This is a genomic window from Kineococcus aridisoli, assembly GCF_050871885.1.
Taxonomy (GTDB): domain Bacteria; phylum Actinomycetota; class Actinomycetes; order Actinomycetales; family Kineococcaceae; genus Kineococcus.
On sequence record NZ_JBJLSF010000094.1, the window covers coordinates 1 to 18440 of the forward strand.

Genomic DNA, 18440 nt, shown 5'->3' on the forward strand with positions numbered 1-18440 from the left:
ACCGAGCGGTGCCCGCCCCGCGCCGTCCCCGCCCCCGTCCGGCCGCCGGTGCGGCCACCCACCCCGCGACCCCTCGATCGACGCGAACAGGCAGGACGTCCCGTGAGCACCCCTCCCGCACCCCCGCCCGTGCAGGCCGCAGCCCCCGAGCTGCGGCGCTGGGCACCGCCCGTCGTCGAGGTGCGCCGCGGCGGCCTGGCCGCCGCCGACCTCGCGGGCTTCGACGTCCTCGCCGTCCCGATCGCCCCCGGCCACGCGGAGGGCCTCCCCGTCCAGCCGCGTCCGGGGGCCGCCGACGCCGCGCTGCGCTACGACCTCGACCTGGCCGCCGAGTGCGCCGCCGAGGAGGCCGGCGCCGAGCCCGGCAGCGCGACCCGGCTGCCGGTCGCCGCTCCCGCCGGAAACCCGCGCCGGCTGCTCGTCGTGGGCGTCGGCGACTCCTCCCCGCTGGCCCTGCGCCGCGCCGGGGCGGCGCTGGCGCGCGCCGCCGGCCGCACCGCCGACGTCGCCACCACCCTCGCCGACGGCGTCGGCCCCGCCGGGGTGCGCGCGGTCGTCGAGGGGTTCCTGCTCGCCTCCCACAGCCCGCCCGCCAGCGGGCGCAAGGCCTCCGGCGACGCCCCGGCGCGGCGGCGCCTGCTGCTGCTGGGCGAGGTGGCGGTCGCCGACGTGCGCCACGCCGAGACGACCGCCGCGGCCACCGTCCTGGCCCGCGACCTGGCCGCCACCCCGTCCAACCTCAAGGACCCCGCGTGGATGACCGCGCAGGCGCGCGAGGTGGCCGCCGCAGCGCGGCTGGAGGTGGAGGTCCGCGACGCCGACCGGCTGCGCCGCGAGGGCTTCGGCGGCCTGCTCGCCGTCGGCGCCGGCTCGGCCTCCCCGCCGGCGCTGGTGCAGGTGCAGCACGCCCCGCGCGGGCGCACCGGGGTGCCGCACGTCGTCCTCGTCGGCAAGGGCATCACCTACGACACCGGCGGGCTGGGCCTGAAGCCGCGCGAGTCGATGGTGGCCATGAAGACGGACATGGCCGGGGCGGGCGTGGTGCTGGCCGTCGTGGCGGCCGCGTCCCGGCTCCAGCTGCCCGTCAAGGTCACCGGCCTGCTGGCCCTGGCCGAGAACGCCCTCGGCGCGAGCTCCTACCGCCCCGGCGACGTCGTCACGCACTACGGCGGGCGCACCACCGAGGTCAACAACACCGACGCCGAGGGGCGGCTGGTGCTGGGCGACGCGCTGGCCTACGCCGACGCGGTGCTGCAGCCCGACGTCCTCGTGGACGTCGCCACCCTCACCGGGGCGGCGGCCCTGGGGCTCGGCAAGCGGCACGCGCCGCTGTACGCCACCGACGACGCCCTGGCCGCCGAGCTGCTGGAGGCCTCGGCGGCCACCGGCGAGCGGTTGTGGCGGATGCCGCTGGTCGACGACTACGCCGGCCTCATCGACTCCGAGGTCGCCGACGCCCGCCAGGTCGCGGGCGCACCGGGCGCGGGGGCGGGGTCGATCCTGGCCGCGCTGTTCCTGCGCCCGTTCACCGGCGGCCGCCGCTGGGCGCACCTGGACATCGCCGGCACGGGCCGCGCGGACGGCGCCGAGCACGAGGTCGGGCGCGGCGCGACGGGCTTCGGCGCCCGGGTGCTGCTGGAGTGGCTGGAGGCGACGGCCCGCGCCTGAGGCGCCGGCGGCGGTCAGCCGTGCTTGACGGCCAGCAGCAGGCCGTCGCCGGTGGGCAGCAGCGTCGGGTACCAGTTGCCGTCCTCCAGGACGGTGCGCCCCACCTCGCGCAGCGCGACGGTGGAGGCGTCCCGGGCCGCGGGGTCGGCGACCTTGCCCTTCCACAGCGCGTCGTCGACGACGAGCAGCCCGCCGGGGCGCAGCAGCCGCAGCGCCTGCTCCAGGTACGCGGAGTACTCGCGCTCGTCGCCGTCGAGCAGCACGAGGTCGTAGGCGGCGTCGGTCAGGCGCGGCAGCACCTCCAGCGCGCGGCCGTTGATCAGCCGCGCCCGGTTGGTGCGGATGCCGTCGTCGGCGACGGCCTCCCGCGCGGCGCGCTGCGCCTCGGCGTCGGAGTCGATCGTGGTCACCACGCCGTCCTCGCCCATGCCCCGCAGCAGGCACAGGGTCGACACCCCGGTCCCGGTGCCGACCTCCACGACCGTGCGGGCCCGCGTGGCGGCCGCGAGCACGGTCAGCGTCGCCGCCACCCCCGTGCTGACCGGCTCGACCCCCAGGTCGGCGGCGCGCTCGCGCGCCCGCTGCAGCACGTCGTCCTCGGCGACGAACTGCTCGGTGAAGGCCCAGCTGGCGGGCTGCTTGGCGGTCGTTCGGCTCGTGGGCGACGGCACCTGCGCAATCTAGTCCACCCCCGTCCGCTCACGATCAGTGAACGCCGTGGACCGGCCCGTGAGCACTCGTGGTCCCGGGCCGGGCCGGGCCGGGCCGCTGCCGCGCGTCGTCCCCCCGCGGGGGGAGCGGGGAACCGGGTGCGTCCGCCCTGCGTTGGACACCAGGACGCCGACCGGCGGAAAGAAGCACCGGGAACTGGCCCGAGCGAGGGGAGTGGGAGACCATGGGAGCAGTGGCGGTGCCGTTCGCGGCCCCCTTCCCCGCCCGTTCCAGGAGGAGCACCGTGAGCGACGACCCCGGCCCAGCCGGTCGTCCTGCCGAGACCGCAGGCGCGCGCGCCGACGCCCGTGCCGGCAGCGCCTCCCTGTCGCCCGCCGCCGCCGTCTCCACGTGGGTGCCGCCGACGTGGGAGGAGGTCGTGCGCGACCATTCCGCGCGGGTGTACCGCCTGGCCTACCGCCTGACCGGCAACCGGCACGACGCCGAGGACCTCACCCAGGAGGTCTTCGTCCGGGTCTTCCGCTCGCTGTCCAGCTACCAGCCGGGCACCTTCGAGGGCTGGCTGCACCGCATCACGACGAACCTCTTCCTCGACCAGGTCCGCCGCAAGCAGCGCATCCGCTTCGACGCCCTCGCCGAGGACGCCGGGGACAAGCTGCCGAGCACCGACCACGGCCCCGAGCGCGCCTTCGAGCACCGCAACCTCGACGACGACGTGCAGAGCGCGCTGGACGCCCTGCCGCCGGACTTCCGCGCCGTCGTCGTCCTGTGCGACATCGAGGGCCTGTCCTACGAGGAGATCGCGGCCACGCTCGGCGTGAAGCTGGGCACCGTCCGCTCCCGCATCCACCGCGGCCGCGCCCAGCTGCGCGCCGCGCTCGCGCACCGGGCGCCCCGCCCCGCCGCCCCCGTCCGCCTCGCCTACGGCGAGGAGAAGCCGTGAGCGGTCCGCACCTCGGCACGCGGGTCAGCCCGCTGCTCGACGGGCGGCTCGCGGCGGACGCCGTGGCCCGCGCCCACGAGCACCTGCGCGCCTGCCCCGACTGCGCGGGTGCCGTGGAGTCCGAGCGCCTCGTCAAGGCGCGGTTGCAGGCCCTCGCCGAACCGCAGCCGTCCCAGGACCTGCTCGTGCGCCTGCTCGACATCGGCGGGCCCAGCGGGCCGCTGCCGCCGCGCGACGCGCCGATGGCCGTGCCCGCGCGCCCCGTGGTGGGCACCGCCCCGCCCTCGCGCACCGACCCGGTCCGCGCTCGGCCGCGCGGCACCGCCCGCCGGCCCGCCGGCCGCCGCGCGCGGCGCCGCCCGGTGGCCGCCGCCCTCGCCGGGACCTTCTCCCTGCTGGGCGCGGGGATCGTCGGCGTGCTCGTGCTCGGGACGCCCGGCGGCGACGCGCCGGCACCCGTCGCGGAGCTGCGCACCAGGCCCTCGGCCACGTCCACCGGCACGTCCGGCAGCACGTCCACGGGCACGCCGCCCAGCACGCCCGTCAGCCGTCCCGTCGCGCCGTCGCCCGTCGCGCCGTCGCCCGGCGCGAGCGCACCCGCGGCCGGCGCCCCGACGAGCGTGCCGACCGGCGCGGCGCCCGCGGCGCCCGCCGCCCGCTGAACCGCCGAGGACACGAGCGCGCGATGACGACACCGTCCGGTCCCGGCGACGGCCGGGGCGACCCCTACCAGCGTCCCGCTCCCGAGGGCTGGGCCGAGCCGGCCGAGCGCGACCCCTGGGCCGGTCCGCCCAGCGCCCCCGCGGGCGGGTCCTCGCCGTGGTGGCAGCCGGGCGGTCAGCAGGCGGGTCAGCAGGCGGGTCAGCACGCCGGGCACGACGCGTTCCCGCCGCAGGCGCCCACGGGGCCCGCGCCCGGTGCCTGGCCGGGTCCCGACGGGGGCGCCCAGCCCGGGCCGGGGTTCGGCGGTGCACCGCTGCCGGGATGGGACGACCCCTACCGCGACCCCGCGCGCGGTCCGCGGGACGGCGGCCCGGGACGCCGCCGCGGGCAGCCGGCGCGCTGGATCGGGACCGCCACCGCCGTGCTCGTGCTGGGCGTCGGCGGCGGCTTCGCCGGGGCGCTGCTGCAGGAGGAGCTGTCCGAGGGCGGCACGGGCACGTACCCGTCGGTGAGCATCCCCTCGCCGGCCCCCGCCTCCACGGACCGCCCGAGCGGGAGCGTCGCCGGCATCGCCGCCGCCGCGCTGCCCAGCGTCGTGGCGCTGCAGGTGGAGGGCGCCGAGGGGCGGGGCACGGGCTCGGGCTTCGTGCTCGACGCCTCCGCGGGCGGCTCCGCGTTCGTCCTCACCAACAACCACGTCGTCGCGGGCGCCTACGAGGACGGCGTCACCGTCGTCTTCCAGGACGGCGTGCAGGTGGCCGGCGAGGTCGTCGGCGCCGACGTCTCCTACGACCTGGCCGTCGTGCGGGTCGAGCGCGACGGCCTGCGGGCGCTGCCGATGGGCGACTCCTCGGCGGTCGTCGTGGGCGACCCGGTCGTGGCGGTCGGCGCACCGCTGGGCCTGCAGGGCACCGTCACCGAGGGGATCGTCTCGGCGCTCAACCGGCCGGTGTCGGCGGGGGGGTCCGCCGAGGACGCCTCCTACATCCAGGCCATCCAGACCGACGCGGCCATCAACCCGGGCAACTCCGGCGGCCCGCTGCTCAACGCCGCGGGCCAGGTGGTGGGGGTCAACTCCGCGATCGCCTCGCTGCCGGGGGCGACCTCGACGACGGGCAGCATCGGCCTGGGCTTCTCCATCCCCTCCGAGCAGGCCCGCCGCACCGCCGAGCAGCTCATCCGCACCGGCCGCGCGGAGCACCCGGTGATCCGGGTGTCGCTGGACAGCGGCTACACCGGGGAGGGCGTGCGCATCGCCGACGCCCCCGACGCGGTGGCGCCGGGCGGTCCGGGCGATCGCGCGGGGCTGCGACCGGGTGACGTCGTGCTCGCCATCGACGGCAGGCCGGTGACCGAGGCCGTCGAGCTCATCGTCGACATCCGGGCCCGCGAACCCGGCGAGACGGTGACCCTGACGGTGCGCCGGGGCGGTTCGACCACCGAGGTGCCCGTGACCCTCGAAGCCGACGGCTAGGATCGCTGCGTGTTCGGCATCAACGGGGGCGAGTTCCTCGTCCTCCTCGTCGTGGCGCTCGTGATCCTCGGACCCGAGCGGCTGCCGCACTACGCCGAGCAGCTGGCGTCGCTGGTGAAGTCGGCGCGCCGGTTCGCCAAGGGCGCGCAGGCGCAGATGCGCGAGGAGCTCGGTCCGGAGTTCGACGACATCGACTGGCAGAAGCTCGACCCGCGCCAGTACGACCCGCGCCGCATCGTGCGCGACGCGCTCAGCGAGGCGTGGGAGGACGACGACGCGCCGGCCAAGCCCGGGTCGGGCTCGACCGCGGCGGGCGGGCGCACGGGCGTGGACCTCGGCAAGAAGTCGGCCCGGCCCGCGGCCGAGCCGTCGCCGGTGCCCTACGACGAGGACGCGACCTGAGCTCCCGCTCCCGGCCGCGCCCCGGTCGCGGGTTCAGGCGACGCTGACGCCCAGCTTGCGCCCGGCCAGGCCGCGGGGGCGGCGGGCGAGCGTGCGCGCCAGCTCGCGCAGGACGACCGCCGCGGGGGAGTCCGGCGCCCGCAGCACGACGGGCAGCCCCTCGTCGCCGCCCTCGCGCAGCGCGACGTCCATCGGCACCTGACCCAGCAGCGGCACGTCCGTGCCCAGGCGGGCGCTCAGCGAGTCCGCGACCCGCGCCCCGCCGCCGGAGCCGAAGACCTCCATGCGCTGACCGTCGGGCAGCTGCAGCCAGCTCATGTTCTCCACGACGCCGACCAGCCGCTGCTCGGTCTGCGCGGCCACCGCGCCGGCGCGCTCGGCGACCTCCGCGGCCGCCACCTGCGGGGTGGTCACGACGAGCACCTCGGCGCGCGGCAGCAGCTGCGCCACGCTGATCGCGATGTCGCCGGTGCCGGGCGGCAGGTCCAGCAGCAGCACGTCCAGGTCGCCCCAGTGCACCTCGCTGGCGAACTGCTGCAGCGCCCGGTGCAGCATGGGCCCGCGCCAGGCGACGGGCTCGTTGCCGGGCACGAACATCCCGATCGAGATGACCCGCACGCCGTGGCCGGTGGGCGGGATGATCATGTTGTCGACGCGGGTGGGCCTGCCGGTCACCCCGAGCAGGCGCGGCACCGAGAAGCCGTGCACGTCGGCGTCCAGGACCCCCACCCGCAGGCCGTCGGCGGCCATCGCCGCCGCCAGGTTCACCGTCACGCTGGACTTGCCGACGCCGCCCTTGCCGGAGGCGACGGCGTAGACGCGGGTGAGGCTGCCCGGGGCGTTGAAGGGGATGGTCGGGGCGGCGCCGGTGGTGCCGCGCACCTTCTCCGTGAGGCCGCGCCGCTGCTCGGCGGTCATCTCGCCCAAGTGCACGCGGACGCCGCGGGCGCCCTCGACGGTGCGCACGGCCGCCGTGACCTCGCGCGTGAGGGTGTCGCGCATCGGGCAGGCGGCGATCGTCAGCAGCACCCGCACGTCCACCAGGCCGTCGGCGTCGACGTCGACGCCGTCGACCATCCCGAGGTCGGTGATGGGGCGGTGCAGCTCGGGGTCGTCGACGGTGGCCAGGGCGCGCAGGACGCCCTCGCGCACGCTGTCGGAGGTGGGCGTGGGCGGCATGGCGCCAGGGTACGTGGCCGGGTGCCCGGGGGCCCGACCGGCCGATCACCGCACCGGCGGGCCGCCGGCGGCCGGGACCGCCGGCCCGGGGGCCCGGGCCGGCGCCCGGCGCCTCAGAGGGAGGGGACGACGACCGCGCGGCCGCTGAGCGTGCCCTCGTGCAGGCGCTCGTAGGCCTTCGGGGCGTCGGCCAGCGGGAACGTCTCGGTGTGCACGTCGAAGACGCCCCGGTGGGCCAGCTCGACCAGCTCGATGAGCTCGCCGCGGCTGCCCCAGTACGGCACCGTCACCGACGCCTCGTAGGCCTGGCGGAAGAAGCCGACCTGGGCGGCGGCGGGCGTGCTGGAGATGCCGACGATGGTGACGTCGGACTCCACGTCCGCGACGGCCATCGCGGTGTCGATGGTGGGCTGCGCGCCGACGAAGTCGAGCACGAGCTGGGCGCCGCGGCCGCCGAGCAGGGAGCGCACGTTCGCCGCCGCGTCGGCGTCGGAGAGCACGACGTCGTGCGCGCCGACCGCCGTGGCCAGGGCCAGCTTCTCCTCGGTGACGTCCAGGGCGACCACGCGCGCCGGCGACAGCGCCCGCAGGATCTGGACGGCGAGGTGGCCCAGGCCACCGGCGCCGATGACGACGGCGGTGGAGCCGGCGCGCAGCTTGCCCAGGGAGCGCTTGATCGCGTGGTACGGGGTGAGCCCGGCGTCGGTGAGCGGCACGGTCCGCACCGGGTCCAGGTCGCCGATCGGGACGAGGTGGCGCGGGGAGTCGACGAGCATGTACTCCGCGAGCGCGCCGGGCGAGCCGAGCCCGGGCGGGGCGATGCCCAGCTCCGCCGCGCGCGGGCAGTAGTTCTCCTTGCCCTGCGCGCACGCCAGGCAGGTGCCGCAGCCCCAGGGGCCGTAGACGACGACGTTCGTACCGAGCTCCAGGCCCTCGACGCCGGAGCCCAGCTCCACGACGCGACCGGCGCCCTCGTGGCCCAGCGTCAGCGGCAGGCCGTAGACGTACTGCTTCTCGGGCAGGCCCATGATGAAGTCGTCCGAGTGGCAGATGCCGGCGGCCGTGACCTCCAGGAGCACCTGGCCGGGGCCGGGGGTCGGCTTCTCGATCTCCACGACCTCCGGGGCGCCCCCGATGGTCCGGTACTGGACAGCGCGCACGTCTGTCTCCTCTCCTCGACGAGTGGTCCGACGCCGAGGAGCCTACGTCTGCGGCACCGAGTAGCGCGACAGGTGTCGGGGAAGGTTCAGCCGGCCGTCACGCGCACGACCTCCTCGAAGGTCGTCTCCCCGCGCATGGCCTTCGCCAGCGCCGACTGGCGCAGCGTCTTCATGCCGATCCGCTCGGCCTCGGCCAGCAGCGCCGACTCGGTGGCGTCGCTCATGAGCACCTTGCGCATGCTCGGGGTCACGTCGAGGACCTCGTAGACCGCTGTGCGGCCGCGGTAGCCGGTGCCGCCGCACTCGGGGCAGCCGGTGCCCTTCAGCGGCGTGGCGTCGAGGATGTCCTCGATCGTCAGGCCCAGCAGGGCCAGGACGTCGTCGTCGGGGATGTAGCCGTCGGCGCAGGAGTCGCAGGGGCGGCGCACCAGGCGCTGCGCGATCGCGGCCGTCAGCGAGCTGGCGACGAGGAACGGCGCGGCGCCCATGTCGACCAGGCGCGTCAGCGCACCGACCGCTGAGTTGGTGTGCAGGGTGGTCAGCACCAGGTGACCGGTCATCGAGGCCTTCAGGGCCAGCTCGGCGGTCTCGGAGTCGCGGACCTCGCCGATGAGGACGATGTCGGGGTCCTGGCGCAGCACCGAGCGCAGACCGGCCGAGAACGTCATGCCGACCTTGGCGTGCACCTGCACCTGGGTGATGCCGGGCAGCTGGACCTCGACGGGGTCCTCGAGGGTGATGATGTTCTTCTCCGGCGACATCGTCGCGTGGATGGCGGCGTACAGGGTGTTCGTCTTGCCGGAGCCGGTGGGGCCGGTGATGAGCACCAGGCCCTGCGGGACGCTGAGGGCCTTCTCGAAGATCTCCAGCTGCTCGGGCTCGAAGCCCAGCGAGGGCAGCGACGGCACGTCGTCGCCGCGGGTGAGCAGGCGGATGACGACCTTCTCCCCGTGCAGCGCCGGCAGCGTCGAGACGCGGCAGTCGATGGCCGCGCCGTCCACCGTGACGCGGGTGCGCCCGTCCTGGGGGATGCGGCGCTCGGAGATGTCCAGCCCGGAGATGATCTTGATGCGGCTGATGACGCTCGGCGCCACCCGCTTGGGCGCCGACATCACGTCGCGCAGCAGGCCGTCGATGCGGAAGCGCACGCGCAGCTGGTCGCGCTGGGACTCCAGGTGGATGTCGGAGCAGCGCAGCCGCACGGCGTCGGACAGGATGCGGTTGACGAGCTTGACGATGGGGGCGTCGTCGTCGACGGAGCCGTTGAGGGCCGCCAGCGGGTCCTCGTCGTCGTCGTCGGAGGCCTCCTCGACCATCCGCGAGACCTGGGTGGTGTCCTCGGTCAGCGACCAGGCGCGGGCCAGGTGGTCGCGGATCTGGGAGTCCGGCGCGACGACGACGTGCAGCTCGGGGGTGCGCGTGTAGAGCTTCACGTCGTCCAGGGCCAGGACGTTCGTGGGGTCGGCGGCCGCGACGAGCAGGTACTCCGGCGTCTTGTCGAGCACCAGCACGCGGCAGCGCTCGGCGACCGCGCGCGGCAGCAGGCGCACGACGTCGGGGGACAGGCTCAGCCGGGACAGGTCGACGTGCTCCAGCTGCAGCAGCTCGGCCAGGCACTGCGCCAGCTCGCCCTCGGAGACCATCCCCAGCTCGACGAGGATCTGCCCCAGGCGCCGGCGCGGGCCCTCCATGTTGCGCTGCTCGGCCAGCGCGACGTCGAGGTCCTCCGGCAGCAGCAGGCCCTTCTCGACGAGCACGTCACCCAGGCGCCGGCGGACCTGGGTGGCCGGCTGGCCCGGCTGCGCGGGGACAGCCCCCGGGGCGGCGTCGAGAGTCGTCACCCGTTGGGTGTCGGCACGTCCTGCTCACCGCTTGAGGTCCCCGCTGGGCCGGACGGGTCAGCGGCCTCCGCACCGGAGGGGGGCGCCGGTGCGGGCCCGGGCGCTTCCGCGCCGGGCTCGGCGGCCCGCTTGCGCTTCTTGCCGCCCTTGCGCTTGCCCTCGCGCACCGGAGCGCCCTCGTCCTCGTCGCGCAGCTCCTCCAGGACCGCGCGCAGCTCCGAGCGCACGAAGTCGCGGGTGGCGACGTCGCGCAGCGCGATGCGCAGCGCCGCCACCTCGCGGGTCAGGTACTCGGTGTCGGCGAGCGCGCGCTCGTCGCGGGAGCGGTCCTGCTCGTTGAGGACGCGGTCGCGGTCGTCCTGGCGGTTCTGCGCCAGCAGGATCAGCGGAGCGGCGTAGGAGGCCTGCAGGGACAGGATGAGCGTCAGCAGCGTGTAGTTCAGCGCCCGCGGGTCGAACTGCACGCTCTCCGGGGCGAAGGTGTTCCACGCCAGCCACACCGCCACGAACCCGGTCATGTAGACGAGGAAGCGGCCGGTGCCCATGAAGCGGGCGAACTTCTCCGAGGCCCGCCCGAAGGCGTCCGGGTCCACCTGGGGGCGCGCCAGCAGCTGGCGCCGCGTCTCGCGGGGCACGTCCAGCGAGACGGACTCGGCCCGGGCGCGGCGGGGGGAGCGGCGCGGCACCCGCGGTTCGCGGTCAGCCACGGGTCACCGCCGAGGCGCCGCGCTGACCGGCGTGGTGGAAGACCTCCCCCTCGGCCTCCCGCCAGTCCTCCGGCAGCAGGTGGTCGAGGACGTCGTCGGCGGTCACCGCGCCCAGCAGGTGCCCGTCCTCGTCGACGACGGGCAGCGAGACGAGGTTGTAGGCGGCCAGCTGGCGGGTCACCGCCTGCAGGCCCTCCTCCGGCGAGAGCGCGTCCACGTCGTCGTCGAGGATCTGCCCCAGCGGCGTCTGCGGCGGCTCGCGCAGCAGCCGCTGCAGGTGCGCGGTGCCCAGGTAGCGGCCGGTGGGCGTCTCCAGCGGCGGCCGGCACACGTAGACGGCCGTGGCCAGCGGCGAGGGCAGCTCGGCGCGGCGCACGTGCGCCAGGGCCTCGGCGACGGTGTCGTCGGGGGCCAGGACCACCGGGTCGGTGGTCATGAGACCGCCCGCGGTGTGCTCGTCGTAGGCCAGCAGCCGGCGCACCGGGGCCGCGTCGTCGGGCTCCATGAGCGCCAGCAGCCGCTCGGCCTGCTCGGCGGGCAGGTCCGAGAGCAGGTCGGCGGCGTCGTCGGGCTGCATCTCCTCCAGCACGTGCGCGGCGCGGTCGCCCTCCAGCGCCGAGAGGATCTCCACCTGGTCGTCCTCGGGCAGCTCCTCCAGCACGTCCGCCAGCCGCTCGTCGTCGAGGGCGGCGGCGACCTCGCGCCGGCGCTTGGGGGTCAGCTCGTGGATGACCTCGGCCAGGTCGGTGGCCTTGAGCTCCTCGAAGGCCGCCAGCAGGTTCGTCGCGCCCTGGTCGGCGTCGGGGACGGTCAGGCCGACGACGGCGTCGACGTCGACCGTCATCGTCTCCCCGCGCCGGCGCAGCCGGCCCGACAGCCCGCGCGGGGCGGCGCCGCGGCGCACGAACAGCTTCGTCAGCTGCCAGTCGCGCGCGCGCACCGGTTCCATCGCGAGGTCCTCGATGGTGGCCGCGCCGCTGCCGTCGGCCAGCTCCACCGTGCGGTCCAGCAGCTCGGCCAGCAGCAGCGTCTCGGTGCGCCGCTGCTCGAAGCGGCGCATGTTCACCAGGCCCGTCGTCAGCACCTGGCCGGTGTCCACGCTGGTCACCCGCGTCATGGGCACGAAGACCCGGCGGCGGCCGGGCACCTCGACGACCAGCCCGATGACGCGCAGCGGGCCGCGCGGGCGCAGCAGGCCGACGACGTCGCGGACCCGGCCGACCTGGTCGCCCTGCGGGTCGAAGACCGCCGTCCCCGCGAGTCGGGCGGCGAAGACGCGCGTGGTGGGACCGGTCACGCCCGCCAATCTAGTGGCCGACGGCGCACCGCCCGACCGCCCGTTTCGCCGCGCGGGCCGCCCACGGCGCTCCTACGGTGACGCCATGGCCAAGGAGAGCAAGAAGCTGAAGTCGGAGGGCGCGCCCCTCTACACGGTCCCCGGGCTGAGCACCGAGCAGGGCGCCCAGGTCGCGGCGGTGCTGCAGGACCGCCTCAACGCCCTCACCGACCTGCACCTGACGCTCAAGCACGTGCACTGGAACGTCGTCGGCCCGCACTTCGTCGCCGTCCACGAGATGCTCGACCCCCAGGTCGACGCCGTGCGGCTGATGGCGGACACCACCGCCGAGCGCATCGCCACGCTGGGCCTGTCGCCCATCGGCACCCCCGGCGCCCTCGTCGCCGACCGCGGCTGGGACGACTACTCCGTGGGCCGCGCCGGCGCCATCGAGCACCTCGGCGCCCTCGACCTCGTCTACGCCGGTGTCATCGAGGACCACCGCCGCGCCATCGAGACGGCCGGCGAGCTGGACCCGATCACCGAGGACATGCTCATCGCGCAGTCCGCCCAGCTGGAGCAGTTCCACTGGTTCGTGCGCGCGCACCTGGAGACCTCCGGCGGGCAGCTGTCCACGGCCGGCGCCGAGACCGAGCGGCAGGCCAAGCGGCAGGCGGGGGAGCGGGCCGGCGCCAAGCGCCAGACCGCCTGAGCGCCTGAGCGCCCGGCGCCCGCGCCCCGGCCGCCCGCGGGCACCGCGCGCGGTGCGTCCGCGTTGGAGCAGGTGTCGAGAGCCCGCGCCGCCCCGGCGCTGACAAGATCGACACCCGATCCCGCGGAGCAGCCGCGGGACGAGAACCGGTGAGGATGTCGCGATGTCGAACCTCGGGCCCATGGGTGGTCCGCAACGGGTCACCACCCCCACGCCGCCGCAGGGGGAGGCGATCGGGCGCTACGCCACCTACTCCGAGGCGCAGCGCGCCGTCGACTTCCTCTCCGACGAGCACTTCCCGGTGCAGAACGTGACCATCGTGGGCAACGGCCTGCAGATGGTCGAGCGCGTCACCGGACGGCTCACCTACGGGCGCGCCGCCGGGGCGGGGGCCGCCTCGGGCGCCTGGTTCGGCCTGCTCATCGGCCTCATGCTCTCCGTCTTCGGCGGCGGGGGCAGCGGGGCGCTGCTGACCGGCGTCCTCGTGGGCGCCGGCTTCGGCATGCTCTTCGGCGTCATCTCCTACGCCCTGACCGGTGGCCGGCGCGACTTCACCTCCTCCAGCCAGATCGTGGCCTCGGAGTACCTGGTGCTGTGCCTGCCCCAGATGGCGGGCCAGGCGCGCGAGGTGCTGGGCCGGCTGCCCAACGGCCTGGGCCGCGCGCAGGGACCCGGGTCCACCGGGGTGCAGGGCGGCTCGCAGTGGGGGGCTCCCGACCCCACGGCCCGCCCCGGCGGCTGGGGCCCCGGCCCGCAGGCGCCGACCGGCAGCATGCCGCCGCCCTCGCCCGGCAGCGCCCCGGCCCACCAGCCGCCGCCGCCGGTGCGCCAGGAGGAGCCGGAGGTGCAGATGGACCTGTCCGGTCCCACCTACGCGCAGAAGGTCGAGGAGGCCCGCCGGGCCCGCCGCGCGGCCGAGGAGCAGGCCGCCCGCGGGGAGCGCGGCGGCCAGGACGGCTGACCGCCCGCCCCGCCGCCGCGCCCGGCGCTGCCGCGCTCAGCGCAGCGAGGCCATCCACGCCTCGACGGCGTCGGCCTCGCGCGGCAGGGCCGCGGTGAGGTTCTCCACGCCGTCGGCGGTCACGAGGACGTCGTCCTCGATGCGCACCCCGATGCCGCGCAGCTCCGCCGGTGCGAGCTCGTCCTCGCTCTTGATGTAGATGCCGGGCTCGATGGTGAAGACCATGCCCTCGCGCAGCTCGGCGTCCAGGTACATCTCCCGCCGCGCCTGCGCGCAGTCGTGCACGTCGAGGCCCAGGTGGTGGCTGGTGCCGTGCGGCATCCAGCGGCGGTGGTACTGCCCCTCGGGCGCCAGCGACGTCGCGGCGTCCACCGGCAGCATCCCCCACGCGGAGAGCCGGTCGGCGACCACGCGCATCGCGGCCTCGTGGACCTCGCGGAAGCGCACGCCCGGCCTCGCGACGGCGAAGGCGGCGTCCGCGGCGTCCAGGACGGCCTGGTAGACGCGCCGCTGCGCGTCGGTGAAGCGGCCGTCGACGGGCAGCGTGCGGGTGACGTCGGCGGTGTAGAGGGAGTCGACCTCCACGCCGGCGTCCACCAGCAGCAGCTGACCGGGCCGCACCGCGCCGTCGTTGCGGATCCAGTGCAGCGTGCAGGCGTGGTCGCCGGCGGCCGAGATCGTCTCGTAGCCCACGCCGTTGCCCTCCACGCGGGCGTTGCCGTCGAAGGCGGCCTCCACGACGCGCTCGCCGCGGGGGTGGCCGACCGCGCGGGGCAGGGCGCGCACGACCTCCTCGAACCCGCGCGCGCTGGCGGCCACCGCGGCGCGCAGCTGGGCCACCTCGAAGTCGTCCTTGACCAGCCGCAGCTCCGAGAGCGCGGTGACGAGCTCGTCGTCGGCGCGCGCGGCCGCCTGCGCGCGCAGCGGCGTCACGAGCGCGGTGACGGCCGGGTCGGCGTCGGGGACCAGCCGCAGCCCGCGCGTGCCCTCCGCGGCCAGGCTGGCGCCGACCTCGTCGGGCAGGGCGGCGATGTCGCGGCAGTCCAGGCCCGTGGTGGCCGCCAGCGCGGCCAGGCTCGGGCGCGGGCCCACCCACAGCTCCCCGTAGCGGGCGTCGGCGAAGAACTCCTCGGAGTCGCGGCCGGCCTGCGGGCGCAGGTAGAGGACCGCGTCGTGGCGCGCGTCCCCGCCCTCGCCGGCCGGGTGCAGCACGAGCACGGCGTCGGCCTCGCGGTCGGTGCCCAGCCCCGTCAGGTGCGCGAAGGCCGAGTGCGGGCGGAAGCGGTAGTCGGTGTCGTTGGAGCGGCGCACCAGCGGGCCGGCCGGGACGACGAGGACCTCGTGCGGGAACAGCGAGGAGAGCACCTCGCGCCGCCGGGCGGCGAAGGGGGCGGCCTCGTCGAGGTCCGCGGCCTCCGCCGGGCGCGGACCCCAGCCCTGGGCGATGAAGCGGCGGAAGGCCGCCGAGCGCGGGGTGGACCGGTGCGACTTCGCGTCCTCGTCCTCGCCCCCGTCGGCGGCCGGCCCGGCGAGCACCGCGCCCTCGCCCTCGGGCGCCTGCACGTCGAGGAGGTCGCCCGCCGCCGCGGTGGCCTGCCCGGTGCTCCCCCCGGTCGTCCCGGTCGCCCCGGTCGCCTCGGTCGTCGCCTGCGTCGTCTGCGCGTTCACCCCGGCATCATCCTCCGCCGGCGCACCCGCTGTCCCCCGGTGGCCCGCTCGTGACCCAGCGTGAGCAGCTGTTGACGGTGGGCGGGGTGCGGGGTCACCGTGGGGTATGGGCGGTACGGCGAGGTGCCCCCGCTGCGACGACGCGGTGAGGGCACCCAGCATCTGGCACTCCTCGGCGACCTGCGCGGTCCACGGCGAGGTGGTCCCCCTGCAGCCCGCGCAGCAGGCGGACGCCGAGCACCTGGACTGGGTGGCCCGGCACTCCGACGTACCGGTCTGGCTGCCGTGGCCGCTGCCCGACGACTGGCTGGTCACGGGCACCCGCTGCGTGCGCGACGACCGGCACGGGGCGCAGGCCGTCGTCGTCGCCGTCAGCGGCCCGCACCGCGGCCCGGCCGGCTGCTCGCGGGTGGCCGACCTGCTGCTGGTCTCCGAGCAGCCGGGCACCGGGCTGGGCGCCCACCTCGCCGGCCGCGACGACGTCGACCCCGGTGACGGCCTGGTCACCGGTCCGCCGGCGGTCCGGCTGCACGCCGACGGCGCCTGGACGCCGCTGTGGAGCGTGCCCTCGGGCGGCGAGCACGCCGTCCTGGTGGGGGAGGCGGGCGGGGTGTGGCTGTGGGCGCTGCTGTGGCCGGCGGCCGCCGGGCTCACCCTGCTCCACGACCTGCGGCTGGTGGACCTGCGCGATCCCGCGCACGCGCTGGACGTGCCGTGCGGGGCGCTCTCGCCCCGGCTGCGGTGGGCCGAGCGGGTCGAGCCCGCCCGGGCCTGAGCACCGGTGCGCGGGAGGGGGCCCGCCCGGCCGTAAGCTCCTGGGGTGCGCATCGACCTGCACACGCACTCCACGGCGTCCGACGGCACCCAGCCCCCCGCTGAGGTCGTCGCCTCCGCCGTCGAAGCCGGCCTCGACGTCGTGGCGCTCACCGACCACGACACCCACGCGGGCTGGTCGCAGGCGCTGGCGGCGGGGGACCGCCTCGGAGTCCGTGTCGTCCCCGGAGTGGAGATCAGCTGCCTGCGCGGCGGCGTCTCCGTGCACCTGCTCTCCTACCACCACGACCCCGCGGACGAGGCCCTCACGCGCATGCTCACCGACTCGCGCACCTCCCGGGAGTCCCGCGCCCGCCGGATGGTCGACCGCCTGACCCCCGACACCGGGCTGCGCTGGGAGCACGTGCTCGACCACGTGCACGGCGGGGCCACCATCGGCCGCCCGCACATCGCCGACGCCCTCGTCGCCGCCGGGGTCGTCGCCGACCGCGACGAGGCCTTCGCCACGCTGCTGTCCGGGCGCAGCAGGTACTTCGTCCCGCACAGCGCGCCCGACCCCGTCGACGCGGTGCGCCGCGTGCGCGCCGCCGGCGGGGTGCCCGTCCTGGCGCACCCGGCCGCCTCCAAGCGGGGCAGCTGCATCGGCGACACCGACATCGAGGCCCTCGTCGAGGCCGGGCTCGCCGGCCTGGAGGTGGACCACCGCGACCACTCCGAGTCCGAGCGCGCCCACCTGCGCGAGCTCGCGGGCGCCCTGGAGCTGTTCGTCACCGGCTCCAGCGACTACCACGGGGCGGGCAAGCGCAACCGCCTCGGGGAGAACACCACCGACCCCGAGGTGCTGCAGCGCATCGACGCCGCCGCGCACCGCGCCCACCCGGCCGACGGCGGGGTCGCACCCGCGTGAACTGGCAGCTGTTCGGCGAGAGCTTCGTCACGCTCTTCGTCATCATGGACCCGCTGGGGACCGTGCCGATCTTCCTCGGGCTCACCGGCACCTTCAGCGCCGCCGAGCGCTCCCGCGCCGCCCGCCAGGCCGTGTTCGTCGCCTTCGGCGTCATCATCGCCTTCGCGCTCTTCGGCCAGCGCATCCTCGACTACCTGCACATCAGCCTGCCCGCGCTGCAGGCCGCCGGCGGTCTGCTGCTGCTGCTCATCGCCCTGGAGCTGCTCACCGGCAAGGGCGACGAGCCGACGAGCACCGTCGGCGTCAACGTGGCCATGGTGCCGCTGGGCACCCCGCTGCTCGCCGGCCCGGGCGCGATCGTGGCCACCATGGTCTTCGTCCAGCAGGCCGAGGGCTGGGACGACCGCCTCGGCGTCGCCGCCGGGGTCGTGGCGGTGCACGTCACGCTGTGGCTGGCGATGCGCTTCGCCGGCGTGGTGCACCGCCTGCTGGGCGACTCCGGCGTCCTGCTCGTCACCCGCGTCGCCGGCCTGCTGCTGTCGGCGATCGCCGTCCAGCTGGTCGCCGACGCGGTGCGGACCTTCGTCACCGGCGCCGCCTGAACCCGCTGCGGGCCCGCGGCCCGGCGGCGCTCAGCGCAGCACGGGCAGGCGCGCCAGCTCCCGCAGCTCCCGCACCAGCTCGTCGGCGGACACGGGTGCGGGGCCGGTGCGGGCCCAGGCCGGCACGAGGGCCTGCGCGAGGCGCTCGGCCCGCCGCCACGAAGCCGTCCCGGCGCCCCCCTCCTCCACCGGGGGCACGGCGCTCAGCGCCGGCGCGGGGCGGGGGGCGGCCTCCACGGCGGCGCGCACCCGGGCCACGTCGGCGCCCAGCTCCGCCAGGCCACCGGCCAGGTCGTCGGGCTCGGCGCCCAGCAGCACGCCCGCCGTCCGCTGCTCGCGCACGTAGCGCTCGGCCCCGCGCCGGTCCGGCCCGGCCCCCGCGGCGGCCGCGGTGGTCAGCACCAGGTGCACCCGCAGCGCGTGCCGCAGCGCCAGGACGTCGGGGTCACCGCCGGGGCGCACGTGCAGGTCACCGCCCAGCGCCCGTTCGCGGGCGGCCAGCGCCAGCGCGCGGCAGGGGTCGGCGACGGCCGCGCGCAGCAGCGCCGCGGTGTCCGCGACCCGCTGCCACCGGTGGCGCGGATCACCCTCGAGGGCGGCGGCCAGCTGCGGGTGCCGCTGCTCGACGAGACCGGCCGCCAGCAGCGCCACCTCGAGCGTCGCGGACCCGTGCAGGGCCGCCGACGCGCCCACCGCGGCGGGCGCGGGTCGGCGGGCCGCGACGAGCTGGTCGGCGACGGTTCTTGCCACGCCCCCAGCCTGACCGCGACCGCCCGTGATCGCAGCTCGACGGCGCCGCCGAGCCCCGCGGGCCGCCGAGGCGGCGTCGTC

The 18440-nt window shown here is 76.6% G+C and carries 18 protein-coding genes; 10 read left to right on the top strand and 8 right to left on the bottom strand.

The features are described 5' to 3' along the window. Positions 1-102: 102 nt before the first annotated feature. Positions 103-1668 (top strand): leucyl aminopeptidase family protein, encoded by a 1566-nt coding sequence (locus ACRYM2_RS19500; protein WP_432524092.1) that lies wholly within the window; start codon positions 103-105, stop codon positions 1666-1668. A gap of 14 nt (positions 1669-1682) precedes the next feature. On the opposite strand, the gene ACRYM2_RS19505 is transcribed toward ACRYM2_RS19500, so the two are convergent. Further along, on the bottom strand, positions 1683-2339 hold the full coding sequence (locus ACRYM2_RS19505) for an O-methyltransferase (RefSeq protein ID WP_432524093.1): 657 nt from the start codon (positions 2337-2339) through the stop codon (positions 1683-1685). Between the two features lie 224 nt (positions 2340-2563). Between ACRYM2_RS19505 and sigE the strand changes: the two genes are divergently transcribed. Genes sigE through ACRYM2_RS19525 form a run of 4 tightly spaced genes read left to right on the top strand, consistent with a single transcriptional unit; the run spans position 2564 to position 5822 of the window. Next, a complete protein-coding gene (gene sigE, locus ACRYM2_RS19510; RefSeq protein ID WP_432524094.1) occupies positions 2564-3283 on the top strand; it encodes an RNA polymerase sigma factor SigE in 720 nt (239 codons plus the stop codon). Beyond that, entirely contained in the window at positions 3280-3945 is a 666-nt protein-coding gene (locus ACRYM2_RS19515; RefSeq protein WP_432524095.1) for an anti-sigma factor family protein, read from the top strand. Before sigE ends, ACRYM2_RS19515 begins: the two co-directional genes overlap by 4 nt. 23 nt (positions 3946-3968) lie before the next feature. After that, on the top strand, positions 3969-5420 hold the full coding sequence (locus ACRYM2_RS19520) for a S1C family serine protease (protein WP_432524096.1): 1452 nt from the start codon (positions 3969-3971) through the stop codon (positions 5418-5420). A 9-nt stretch (positions 5421-5429) separates the two neighbouring features. Continuing rightward, complete coding sequence (locus ACRYM2_RS19525) at positions 5430-5822, top strand: twin-arginine translocase TatA/TatE family subunit (RefSeq protein ID WP_432524097.1); 393 nt, start codon at positions 5430-5432, stop codon at positions 5820-5822. A gap of 33 nt (positions 5823-5855) precedes the next feature. On the opposite strand, the gene ACRYM2_RS19530 is transcribed toward ACRYM2_RS19525, so the two are convergent. The 5 genes from ACRYM2_RS19530 to ACRYM2_RS19550 form a co-directional block, all read right to left on the bottom strand. Further along, positions 5856-7001 carry an Mrp/NBP35 family ATP-binding protein gene (locus tag ACRYM2_RS19530; protein ID WP_432524098.1) on the bottom strand — a complete coding sequence of 382 codons (1146 nt, stop codon included), beginning with the start codon at positions 6999-7001 and terminating at the stop codon, positions 5856-5858. 113 nt (positions 7002-7114) lie between these two features. Beyond that, positions 7115-8161, bottom strand: coding sequence for an NAD(P)-dependent alcohol dehydrogenase (locus ACRYM2_RS19535; protein WP_432524099.1), 1047 nt, complete (start codon positions 8159-8161; stop codon positions 7115-7117). Between the two features lie 86 nt (positions 8162-8247). Beyond that, on the bottom strand, positions 8248-10002 hold the full coding sequence (locus ACRYM2_RS19540; RefSeq protein WP_432524100.1) for a GspE/PulE family protein: 1755 nt from the start codon (positions 10000-10002) through the stop codon (positions 8248-8250). Beyond that, complete coding sequence (locus ACRYM2_RS19545; protein WP_432524101.1) at positions 9999-10709, bottom strand: DUF1003 domain-containing protein; 711 nt, start codon at positions 10707-10709, stop codon at positions 9999-10001. The genes ACRYM2_RS19540 and ACRYM2_RS19545 overlap by 4 nt, the downstream gene beginning before the upstream one ends. Then, positions 10702-12006, bottom strand: a complete 1305-nt coding sequence (locus ACRYM2_RS19550; protein ID WP_432524102.1) for a magnesium transporter MgtE N-terminal domain-containing protein — start codon at positions 12004-12006, stop codon at positions 10702-10704. The genes ACRYM2_RS19545 and ACRYM2_RS19550 overlap by 8 nt, the downstream gene beginning before the upstream one ends. A gap of 85 nt (positions 12007-12091) precedes the next feature. Here ACRYM2_RS19550 and ACRYM2_RS19555 point away from each other — a divergent pair, with 85 nt between their 5' ends. Further along, positions 12092-12697 (top strand): Dps family protein, encoded by a 606-nt coding sequence (locus ACRYM2_RS19555; protein ID WP_432524103.1) that lies wholly within the window; start codon positions 12092-12094, stop codon positions 12695-12697. Positions 12698-12860: 163 nt separating this feature from the next. Further along, positions 12861-13658 (top strand): YflT domain-containing protein, encoded by a 798-nt coding sequence (locus tag ACRYM2_RS19560; RefSeq protein WP_432524104.1) that lies wholly within the window; start codon positions 12861-12863, stop codon positions 13656-13658. 36 nt (positions 13659-13694) lie between these two features. Here the strand turns inward: ACRYM2_RS19560 and ACRYM2_RS19565 are convergent, their stop codons facing one another. After that, the gene (locus ACRYM2_RS19565) at positions 13695-15194 is read right to left on the bottom strand and encodes an aminopeptidase P family protein (protein WP_432524109.1); all 1500 of its coding nucleotides are present in this window, start codon (positions 15192-15194) and stop codon (positions 13695-13697) included. Positions 15195-15432: 238 nt separating this feature from the next. Here ACRYM2_RS19565 and ACRYM2_RS19570 point away from each other — a divergent pair, with 238 nt between their 5' ends. Genes ACRYM2_RS19570 through ACRYM2_RS19580 form a run of 3 tightly spaced genes read left to right on the top strand, consistent with a single transcriptional unit; the run spans position 15433 to position 17609 of the window. Continuing rightward, the gene (locus ACRYM2_RS19570) at positions 15433-16101 is read left to right on the top strand and encodes a DUF6758 family protein (RefSeq protein ID WP_432524105.1); all 669 of its coding nucleotides are present in this window, start codon (positions 15433-15435) and stop codon (positions 16099-16101) included. Between the two features lie 45 nt (positions 16102-16146). Beyond that, on the top strand, positions 16147-17007 hold the full coding sequence (locus tag ACRYM2_RS19575) for a PHP domain-containing protein (protein ID WP_432524106.1): 861 nt from the start codon (positions 16147-16149) through the stop codon (positions 17005-17007). Continuing rightward, positions 17004-17609, top strand: a complete 606-nt coding sequence (locus ACRYM2_RS19580) for a MarC family protein (protein ID WP_432524107.1) — start codon at positions 17004-17006, stop codon at positions 17607-17609. The genes ACRYM2_RS19575 and ACRYM2_RS19580 overlap by 4 nt, the downstream gene beginning before the upstream one ends. 30 nt (positions 17610-17639) lie before the next feature. On the opposite strand, the gene ACRYM2_RS19585 is transcribed toward ACRYM2_RS19580, so the two are convergent. Next, positions 17640-18359, bottom strand: a complete 720-nt coding sequence (locus tag ACRYM2_RS19585; RefSeq protein WP_432524108.1) for an oxygenase MpaB family protein — start codon at positions 18357-18359, stop codon at positions 17640-17642. Between the last annotated feature and the right edge of the window lie 81 nt (positions 18360-18440).

Excerpts from the sequence above, each read along its gene's own strand:
- ACRYM2_RS19555 (WP_432524103.1), top strand. The coding sequence starts at position 12,092 with ATGGCCAAGGAGAGCAAGAAGCTGAAGTCGGAGGGCGCGCCCCTCTAC.
- ACRYM2_RS19520 (WP_432524096.1), top strand. The coding sequence starts at position 3,969 with ATGACGACACCGTCCGGTCCCGGCGACGGCCGGGGCGACCCCTACCAG.
- ACRYM2_RS19530 (WP_432524098.1), bottom strand. The coding sequence starts at position 7,001 with ATGCCGCCCACGCCCACCTCCGACAGCGTGCGCGAGGGCGTCCTGCGC.
- ACRYM2_RS19570 (WP_432524105.1), top strand. The coding sequence starts at position 15,433 with ATGGGCGGTACGGCGAGGTGCCCCCGCTGCGACGACGCGGTGAGGGCA.
- ACRYM2_RS19560 (WP_432524104.1), top strand. The coding sequence starts at position 12,861 with ATGTCGAACCTCGGGCCCATGGGTGGTCCGCAACGGGTCACCACCCCC.
- sigE (WP_432524094.1), top strand. The coding sequence starts at position 2,564 with ATGGGAGCAGTGGCGGTGCCGTTCGCGGCCCCCTTCCCCGCCCGTTCC.